The sequence below is a fragment of the Streptomyces sp. SID5910 genome, assembly GCF_009862125.1.
Lineage (GTDB): Bacteria > Actinomycetota > Actinomycetes > Streptomycetales > Streptomycetaceae > Streptomyces.
The window spans coordinates 1-9,215 of sequence record NZ_WWHX01000478.1 but is presented as its reverse complement, the minus strand read 5'-3'; the positions used below and the strand labels follow the sequence as shown (position 1 = coordinate 9,215).

At 74.5% G+C, this 9,215-nt stretch carries 8 protein-coding genes and 1 pseudogene; 4 read left to right on the top strand and 5 right to left on the bottom strand.

The features are described from left to right. Positions 1–440, top strand: a pseudogene (locus tag GTW67_RS16920) (M6 family metalloprotease domain-containing protein); the annotation flags it as partial. A gap of 77 nt (positions 441–517) precedes the next feature. Beyond that, complete coding sequence (locus tag GTW67_RS16915) at positions 518–1,783, top strand: IclR family transcriptional regulator (protein WP_161165052.1); 1,266 nt, start codon at positions 518–520, stop codon at positions 1,781–1,783. Here the strand turns inward: GTW67_RS16915 and GTW67_RS16910 are convergent. The 3 genes from GTW67_RS16910 to GTW67_RS16900 all read right to left on the bottom strand — a co-directional run bounded on the left by GTW67_RS16910 (position 1,774) and on the right by GTW67_RS16900 (position 5,537). Next, the gene (locus tag GTW67_RS16910; protein WP_161165656.1) at positions 1,774–3,237 is read right to left on the bottom strand and encodes a glycoside hydrolase family 18 protein; all 1,464 of its coding nucleotides are present in this window, start codon (positions 3,235–3,237) and stop codon (positions 1,774–1,776) included. The two genes, GTW67_RS16915 and GTW67_RS16910, sit on opposite strands and share 10 nt — an antisense overlap. Before the next feature lie 132 nt (positions 3,238–3,369). Beyond that, a complete protein-coding gene (locus tag GTW67_RS16905) occupies positions 3,370–4,806 on the bottom strand; it encodes a sensor histidine kinase (RefSeq protein ID WP_161165655.1) in 1,437 nt (478 codons plus the stop codon). Next, a complete protein-coding gene (locus tag GTW67_RS16900) occupies positions 4,803–5,537 on the bottom strand; it encodes a response regulator transcription factor (protein ID WP_161165654.1) in 735 nt (244 codons plus the stop codon). The genes GTW67_RS16905 and GTW67_RS16900 overlap by 4 nt, the downstream gene beginning before the upstream one ends. 121 nt (positions 5,538–5,658) lie before the next feature. Between GTW67_RS16900 and GTW67_RS16895 the strand changes: the two genes are divergently transcribed. Then, the gene (locus GTW67_RS16895) at positions 5,659–6,225 is read left to right on the top strand and encodes a hypothetical protein (protein WP_161165653.1); all 567 of its coding nucleotides are present in this window, start codon (positions 5,659–5,661) and stop codon (positions 6,223–6,225) included. Positions 6,226–6,274: 49 nt separating this feature from the next. Here GTW67_RS16895 and GTW67_RS16890 read toward each other — a convergent pair whose 3' ends face one another. Beyond that, positions 6,275–7,144 carry a spermidine synthase gene (locus tag GTW67_RS16890; RefSeq protein WP_161165652.1) on the bottom strand — a complete coding sequence of 290 codons (870 nt, stop codon included), beginning with the start codon at positions 7,142–7,144 and terminating at the stop codon, positions 6,275–6,277. Between the two features lie 89 nt (positions 7,145–7,233). Next, a complete protein-coding gene (locus tag GTW67_RS16885) occupies positions 7,234–7,638 on the bottom strand; it encodes a hypothetical protein (RefSeq protein WP_161165651.1) in 405 nt (134 codons plus the stop codon). A gap of 296 nt (positions 7,639–7,934) precedes the next feature. Between GTW67_RS16885 and GTW67_RS16880 the strand changes: the two genes are divergently transcribed. Then, positions 7,935–9,215, top strand: a 1,281-nt coding sequence (locus tag GTW67_RS16880; protein WP_161165650.1) for an NsdA family TPR-like regulatory protein, incomplete at its 3' end; no start/stop codon positions are given.

The following is a 9,215-nucleotide window of genomic DNA, read 5'->3' as shown; positions in this document are numbered from 1 at the left end:
TCGGCTGGCACAAGTGGAAGCTGGGCTGGCTGGACCCGTCCCAGGTGCACTGCGCGTCGCAGCCGGGCACGACGGAGTACACGCTGACGCCGCTGGCCCGCAAGGGCGGCGACAAGCTGGTCGTCGTACCGATCGACGGCAGGTCCGGATACGCGGTCGAGCTGCGCACCCGCGAGGGCAACGACGAGGCGGTGTGCCGCGAGGGCGTGCTGATCTACAAGGTCGACGCGGACGTGGACACGGGGATGGGCCCGGTGACGGTCTACGACTCCCGCAAGGACAGCGGCGGCTGCACCCGCAGCCCCAACGTCCACGCCGAACTCTCGGACGCCCCCTTCACCCCGGGCGAGACCTTCAAGGACCCTCGCCGGGGCATCACGATCAAAGTGTCGGGGGCGGACCTGAAGGGGGACCACCAGGTGCGGATCACGCGGGGCTGAGGGCGGGGCCGGCCGGGGCCCGGAGGCCGGCCCTCGCACTACGGTAGGGCTGCCGCCACCGCCGTACCGGAGAGCCGATGCCCGCCGACACCACGCACGACACCGCCGACGCCGTCACGTCGGCCGAGGCGACCGCACCGGCCGGGACGGTCCCGGCGCCGCCCGAGGCGGTCGCACCGCTGCTGCGCGGCATCACCGTCCTCCGCAGGCTCACCGAGGCGGACACCGGCGGCACCCTCAGCCTCAGCGCCCTGGAGAAGGCGACCGGCCTCGCCCGCTCCACGGTCGACCGCATCACCGCCACGCTCGCCCTCATGGGATACGTCCGCCTGGACGGCCGCGACGTCACCCTCACCCCCGGCCTGATGGAACTGGGCAACGCCTACCTCTCCGCCCTGCGCCTCCCCGCGCTGCTGTCCCACCGGGCCGACGCCCTCGCCGACGAGCTGGACGAGTCGGTGTCCCTGGCGGTCGGCGACCGGGACGGCGTCCGCTTCATCCACCAGGCCACGCGCCGCCGGGCGATGTCCCTGAGCTTCCGCATCGGCGACCTGCTCCCCGCCGAACGCACGGCGCCCGGGCCGTTGTTCGCCACGGAATGGACACCCGCGGACTGGCACCGCTGGCACACCCGCCGCTCGGCGGACCCCCACGACGGCGCCTTCCCAGCCGTCCCCCCACGCGAAAACCCGCTCCCCGACGAGGCGTTCGAGCACCGCACAACGATGGCGGCCACAGACGGCTGGGCCCTGGACGACCAGTTGATCGAACCGGGCCTGGTCGCGGTCTCGGCGCCGGTACGGGACCCTGGCACCGGCCGCATCGCCTGCGTGGCAAGCGTGGTGAGCCACACCAGCCGCCACACGGCCCAGGACCTGCGCACCACCCTGCTCCCCTGCCTGCACGCGGCGGCGAAGCAGATGGAAGCCACCCTGCGCGAGACCCCGCCCCTTCCCCCGAGCCCGCCACCAACCGGCCTGGCCACGTGGACGGGAGCGTCGAAACAAGCCCTGGGCCGGGAGTTCGTGGAGTCCCTGGCCCGCGGCCTGACCGTACTGACGGCCTTCGACGAGAGCAGACCGTCGATGTCCCTCACGGAGATCGCGAAGGCGACGGGACTGGCACGGGCGACGGTCCGCCGGGCGGTCGACGACGGCGCCGACGTGCGCGGGTACTACCTGTGGTCCCTGCTGGACAACTTCGAGTGGGCCTACGGCTACGAGAAGCGGTTCGGCGCGGTCTACGTCGACTACGCCTCCCAGGAGCGCGTCCCCAAGTCGAGCGCCCTGTGGTACGCCAGGGCGGCCCGCACGGGGACGCTGCCGCCGCCGGATCAGTTGTAGGCGGCGAAGGCCTTCGAGAAGGCCGAGTTCTCCTGGACGACGGAGCTGCACGTGGCGTCGGCCTGGGGCTTGGCGCCGCCCGCGCACTGCTTGTCACGGGTCGCGGACCACATGGACAGCTGGCCCAGGCCCTTCGACTTGGCGAACGCCACCAGCTGGGCGGCGTCCTCGACGGTGAAGACCTCGCTCGCGACGTCGTTGACGCCGATCATCGGGGTGACGGCGACGGTCCCCCAGGCCGCGCTGTCGGACAGGCCGAGGACGCTCTTGATCTGGGCCTGGGTGGCGGTGGCGGCCTGCTCGGCGTAGCTCCCCATGTCGCCGCTGTACGCCGGGCCGTAGTCCATCGCCATGATGTTGACGGCGTCGATCTTCACGCCGTTCTGCCGGGCGTTCGCGAGGAGGTCGACGCCGGCCTGGGTCAGCCCCTCGGGCATGACCGGCAGGGTGAAGGAGACGTCGAGGCCCGGGTGCTGCTTCTGGAGGGCGGCGACGGCCTGGGCGCGGCGGGTGTTGGCGGCCGTGTCGGGCAGGGCGCCGCCCTCGACGTCGAAGTCGACCTTGGTGAGCCCGTAGGCGTCCACGGCCTTCCCGTACGCCGCCGCGAGGGCGTCGGCCGAGGTGCACGTCGTGGCCAGCTCGGAGCCGGCCGCGCCGCCGAAGGAGACGCGGACGTCGCCGCCCTTGGCGCGCAGGGCGCCTATCTGCTGGGCCACGGCGTCGCTCGCCAGGTCGGTGACGCCGCCCCACTTGGGGGTGCAGCCGCCGCCGTCGGTGACGAAGGCGAGGTTGTAGTCCTTGACGCCGGTGGCCTCGGCGTTCGCGACCAGGTCGAAGGCCGGGTAGAGGGAGGTGTCGACGTAGGGCGCGAAGCCGGCGCCGGCCGTGGTGCCGGCGCCCGGTGTCCCGGAAGGGGCCGGCGCGGTCGGGGTCGGCTCGGCGGTGGCCGTGGCGGACGCCGTGGGGGTGGGTGTTGCCGTCGGGGCGCCGGTCGTCGGGCGGCCGCTGGGCTCGGGGGTGGCGCCGCCGTCCGCCGAGCATTCGGCGCCGTCGACGAGACAGCCGGTCGGGTCCTGGGCGCCGTTGACGACGAAGCCGACGGTGACGGACTCGCCGGGCTTCAGGCCGTCCGTGTCCCACTTCGGCCCGGTCACGGTGACGTGCCGGCCGCTGACGCTCGGCTCGGCGTTCCACAGCGAGCCGAGCGTCGCCCCGGTCGGCAGGTCGAACTCCAGCTTCCAGTCCTTCTTCGCCTCCTGGCTGTTGTTGGTGACGACGTACTGGGCGGTGTAGCCCGTCGACCACGCGCTGGTCTTCGTGTAGGCGGCGCCGACTCCGGCGGCCTGCGCGGTGCTGGTGAACAGCAGCGCGCCGCCGCCGGCCACGGCGGTGGCGACGAGCGCGCCGATCGCCTTGTTCCTGCCACTGACCCTGCGCCGGTGCGTGCTGCTCATCTGGTGCCTGCCTTCACTGTTCCGAGGGCCCTGCGGGGGGTGTGCGCGGGGCGGGGGTGCGGCAGCACGCTAGCGATGCGGAACCGGGCAAAGTGCCTGTTCCGGGCGGGGGTTGGCGATCTTAGGGTGCGCTTAAGGAAGGGATCGGGACCGGTTAAAGGGCGAGCCGCGGCGGGGCTGTCTGCGGCGCCGCACCGTGCCCCGGTGCCCGTGCCGCACCGGCGCCGTGCGCCCGTCGAGCTGGATCCAGATCCGCACCTCCGTGCCGCCGAGCACGGACGAGCCGATGCGTACGTCCCCGCCCGTCGACTCGGCGAGCCGGCGCACGATGTCCAGGCCGAGCCCGGTCGACCCGTCGGTGCCCGAGCCCCGGCCGCGGGCCATGGCCGCCTCGGGGTCGGGAATGCCTGGGCCCGCGTCCGACACGAGCACGATCACGGCGTCCTCGCCGTTGTGCAGGTCGACCGCGAAGGCGGTGCCCTCGGCGGTGTGCCGGAAGACGTTGCCGAGGAGGGCGTCGAGGGAGGCGGCCAGGTCGGCGCGGGCCACGGGGATGCGCACCGGGCGGTCGGCGCCGGCCACCCGCCACTTGCGTCCCTCGTCCTCGGCGAGCGCGGACCAGAAGCCCATCCGCTCGCGGACCACCTCGGCCGCGTCGCACCCGGCGCCGGGACCGGCCGCGGCGGTCTGCGGTTTGGCGTCCCGGGCGGTGCGGATGATGGTGTCGACCTCGCGCTCCAGCTGCTCGACCGCGGCCCGGGTCTGCTCGGCGGCCGGGCCGTCGCCGAGGGAGGCCGCGTTGAGCCGCAGCACGGTCAGCGGGGTGCGCAGACGGTGGGAGAGGTCGGCGGCCAGCTCCCGCTCGTTGGCGAGGAGCTGGACGACCTGGTCGGCCATGGAGTTGAACGCGACGGCCGCGAGCCGCAGTTCGGTCGGGCCCTCCTCGGGCACGCGGGCGCCCAGCTTGCCCTCCCCCAGCTCGTGCGCGCCCTCCACCAGCTTCTGCGCCGGCCGCACCATGCGCACGCCCAGCCGGTCGGCGACCGCGACCGAGCCGACGACCAGCGCGGCGCCGACCGCGGCGAGCACCGCCCAGGCCGTGCCGACGCCGTTGGTGACCTCGGACTCGGGGACGTACACCTCGACGACGGCGATCTCGCCGGAGCTGAGCGCGACCGGCTGGAGCAGCGTGGAGCCGCCGGGCACCTCGGCGGTGGAGGCGCGGCCCATCTCGCGTACGGCGGCGATGTCCTCGTCGGTGGCGCGCTGCCGGCCGATGTCGGTGCCGCCGCCGGCACCGCCGGTGTCCTTGCCGGTGTTCTTGCCGCCGGGTGCCGGGAGGTGCACGGACATCCCGGCGTCCGAGCCCGCGGAGGCGACGACGCGCTCCAGCTGGTCCCGGTCGGTGGTGATGGACAGCGCGGGGGCCACGGCGGCGGCCTCCCGCTCGGCGTTGGAGAAGGCGCGGTCGCGGGCCATCTCCCGGATGACGAGTCCGAGCGGGACGGCGAAGGCGACCACGACCATCGCGGTGACCGCCAGCGACACCTTGACCAGGGCCCACCTCATCGCGGCGGCTCCGCCCCGGGAGACTCCGTGACCGGCGGCTCCGTGACCGGCGGTTCCAGCTTCACGCCGACGCCGCGCAGGGTGTGCAGATAGCGGGGCCGGGCCGCGGTCTCGCCCAGCTTCCGGCGCAGCCAGGACAGATGGACGTCGATGGTCTGGTCGTCGCCGTAGGACTGCTGCCAGACCTCGGCGAGCAGCTCCTTGCGCGGGACGACCACTCCGGGGCGGCCGGCGAGGAAGGCGAGCAGGTCGAACTCACGCCGGGTCAGGTCGAGCCGGACGCCGTCCAGTTCGGCCTGGCGGCGCAGAGGGTCGACGGTCAGGCCTCCGACGCGCAGGACGGTGGACGGCGGTGCCTCCGCGGCGCCGGTGCGGGCGCGGCGCAGTACGGCGGCCATGCGGGCCGAGAGGTGCTCGACCGAGAACGGCTTGGTGAGGTAGTCGTCCGCGCCCGCGTTCAACAGCCGGACGACCTCCGCCTCGTCGTCCCGGGCGGTGGCGACGATGACGGGCACGTCGGTGATGCCGCGCAGCATCTTCAGCGCCTCCGAGCCGTCGAGGTCGGGCAGGCCGAGGTCGAGGATCACCACGTCGAACCGGAAATGGGCGACCTCGCGCAGCGCCTCCAGCGCGGTGCCGACGCTGCGCACGAGGTGCGAGGCGTCGGTCAGATGCCGGATGAGCGCCGAGCGTACGAACTGGTCGTCCTCGACCACGAGCACACTTGCCATGGGCGGCACCGTACGCCATGCGGGGGAACCCGGCGCGGGCCTGTGGACAACTCCCGCCGGGGTGCCGGGCACGCCTGTGGACAACCCGTCCGGGCGACACGCGTGTGACGCGTGAGGCAGTATGGCCGCGATGCGCAGAGGACTCGTACACGTACTCGCCTGGCTGCTCGCCACCGGCGCCGCGGTCACGCTGTCGTGGTGGGGCGTGCACACGGTGATGGCGGGCACGGCCTACGACGCGCCGCGCGCCCTGCCCATCACGGCGGCGGACGCGGACGTGCGGGACGCGCGGGACTCGGAGCCGGTGGCGTCGTCCACCCGGCGCCCCTCGCCGTCGCCCAGCCCGTCGAGCGGAGCGTCGGACGGGCCGTCGGCGTCGCCGAGCCGGACGTCCCGCGAGCCGAGCCCGACGCCGTCGCGGACCGCGCCGGCCACCACGCCCGCCGCCCCCTCCCCCACTACCTCCGGCCGGGTCCGCAGCTACGAGACCGACGGGGGCCGGGCGGTGTTCGACCTCGGGACGTCGTCCGCGTCGCTGGTGTCGGCGACCCCGGGTGCGGGCTGGTCGATGCAGGTGTGGAAGACGGAGACGTGGATCCGGGTGGAGTTCACCTCGGGCGCGGACCGGGTGTCGGTGTTCTGCACCTGGCACGACGGCCCGCCGCGGGTGGAGATCGGCAGCTACTGAGCCGGCCGCCGGGTCACCGGAGGTCTCGGAGTCACTGAAGGCCGCCGGGTCACTGGAAGACGGAGGCCGGCGGCGCCGGCGAGGCCACCGCGGCCGCGTCCGTCACGGGCTGGGCGCCTCCGGCGAAGTCCGTCAGGGCCCTGCCGTGCTCCACGCGCGCGGAGTGCGGGTCGGAGGCGGCACGGCGGGTGAGCTCGGCGACCGGCAGGGGGCGGTCGCAGGCGGCGAGGACCGCGTTGCCGAAGCGTTTGCCGCGCAGCACGGCGGGGTCGGCGATCAGGGCGAGTTCCGGGAAGCGGGCGGCGGCCGTGGCGATCTGGCCGCGCAGGTGGGCGAGCGGCGGGCCGTCGGCGAGGTTGGCGACGTAGACCCCGCCGGGTGCGAGCGCGCGCCGCACCTCGTCGAGGAACTCGGTGGACGTCAGGTGCGCCGGGGTGCGGGCCCCGCTGAACACGTCCGCGACGATCAGGTCCGCCCAGCCGTCGGGCACCTTGGCGAGCCCGGCGCGGGCGTCGGTGGAGCGGACCCGGACGCGGGCGGCGGGGTCCAGGGGAAGTGCGCGCCGGACCAGTTGGACGAGGGCGGCGTCCCGCTCGACGACCTGCTGGGTGGAGCGGGGGCGGGTGGCGGCGACGTAGCGGGCGAGGGTGAGGGCGCCACCGCCGAGGTGCACGGCGTGGACGGGCTTCCCGGGCGGGGCGGCCAGGTCGATGACGTGCCCGATGCGGCGCTGGTACTCGAAGGACAGGTACGCCGGGTCGTCCAGGTCGACGTGCGACTGCGGGGCGCCGTCGATCCGCAGCGTCCAGGCCCGCGCCCGCTCCCGGTCGGGTATCAGCTCGGCGAGCCCGCCGTCGACGTCCTCGGCGACGGTCTCCACGGCTGCGCGCCCGCGGCGGGCGTTCCTGGACTTTCCCATCGGACCATTATCGAACGCCCCCGCCGCTCCCGCGCACACGCGCCCGCGCAGCCGGCGGCCGTACGGGCCGCGCACCCGCGCCGGCGTGCTCAGCGGCAGCTGTCCGCGGCCTCGATCAGCCGGGCCGCCTCCCCCAGCGCGGCCCGCAGGACGGCCGGGTCGGTCGCGAGGTCCGCGTCGCCGGGCGGCAGCAGCCAGTCCGAGCCCTCCACCGGGGGCTCCGGCACCAGGTCGAGCTTCATGCCCCGGCCGTCGGTCTCCGTGCAGGTGCTGCCGGGCACGTCCCAGGCCGCGGCCGTCCCCGGGGGCACCAGGAAGCCGAGGGTGTCGCAGCCGTCGTCGTGCAGCACGCGGCCCACCGCCTCGCCGGCTCCCCGCCGGAGAATGTCGACGGCCTCCAGACCCTGCCGCGTCGGCACGGTCACGACGTCGCAGCCACCGTCGTCACCCGCGCCGCAGGCTCCTGCGCGGTCGCTGCTCCGGCTGATCTCCATCCCGGCCTCCACAACGGAACTCCTCCTCGGACGAGCGGGACGGGAGTCGGGGGCCTCCCGGTCCACAGGGTTCAACGCGGCAGAACGTCAACGGCTACGGCACAAGTGCGCCGCAAAGGATGGCACTTCATGGCAGATCCCGGATGAGATATCCGGTTTGTAGCCAAACACCGCGTGGCGGTTCCGTCACAGCCGGTACGTTCTTGCTCGCCGGAAACAGGGTGGCAAACGGGAGAAACCCCGCAACTCACACCCCTTCCGGCGTGGTTCGACGGTTCGCACGAGAGGACCCGGCCATGGCGTCGTCAACGGTGACCTCCGCCCAGCCCGACCGGCCACCGCGGCCGAACGCCGCCTTCCGGCGCCTGCGCGGACAGCGCTCGCCGGCCGAGTTCGCGGCGGCGGTGCGCCGTGCCGCGCGCGAGATCGGCGAGCGGGTCAGCTGCGACGCGCGCTACGTCGGCCGTGTGGAGGCGGGCGAGATCCGCTGCCCCAACTACGCGTACGAGCGGGTGTTCCTGCACATGTTCCCCGGCCGCACGCTCACCGATCTGGGGTTCGCGCCCCGCTCGTCCGTACGCGGACGCCGGGCGCGCACGGACGAGGACGCGCCGCCGGCGTGCCTCGACCGGCCGCCGTGTGCCACGCCGTGTGCGACGAGTGAGACAGGTGGGACGGGTGAGCCGTATGACACGCACAACCCGTGTGACACGCACAACCCGTACGACACGTACGACAACAACGAGGAGAGCGACGTGCTGCGTCGCGCATTCATGACGAGCGGCGCCACCGCGGCCGCCGTCTCGCTGGGCCCCCTGGGGCTCGTCACCGATGCCATGGCGGCGCCGCACGGCGTGCGCCGGGCCGGGCGGAGCGAGGCGGGGGCCCTCGAAGAGGCCGTCCGCCGCATCCGGCTGCTCGACGACCGGCACGGCGCCGACGGCCTCTACCGGCGCGCGGCGGCCCCGCTGCGCACGGCGTACGCACTGCTGGACGCCGGCGCGACCCGGCAGGCGACGGCGGACCGGCTCTACTCGGGCGCCGGGGAACTGGCGATCTCGGTGGGCTGGCTGGCCCACGACTCGGGGCGCTTCGACGACGCGCGCTCCCATTACGCCGAGGCCCTCGCGACCGCGCGGATGACCGGCGACGAGGGGCTGGAGGCGCATGCCTTCTGCAACACGGCGTTCCTGGCCCGGGACGCGGGGCGGCCGCGCGAGGCGGTACGGGCGGCGCAGGCCGCGCAGCGTGCCGCCCGGTCGCTGGGGTCGGCGCGGCTGATGTCGCTGCTGGCGCTGCGCGAGGCGGGGGGCTGGGCGGGGCTGGCGGATCGGGTGGGGTGTGAGCAGGCGCTCACGCGTGCGCAGGTGCTTTTCGCGCGGGGGGCGTCGGATGCCGACCCTGAGTGGATGAGCTTCTACGGGGAGGCCGAGCTGGAGGGGCTGGAGGCGCAGTGCTGGTCCACGCTCGGGGACTGGACGCGGGCGGCGGGGCATGCGCGCCGGGCGGCGGAGCTTCAGGATCCGCACTTCACGCGGAACCTGGCGCTGTACTCGGCGGAGCTGGCGGACGATCCG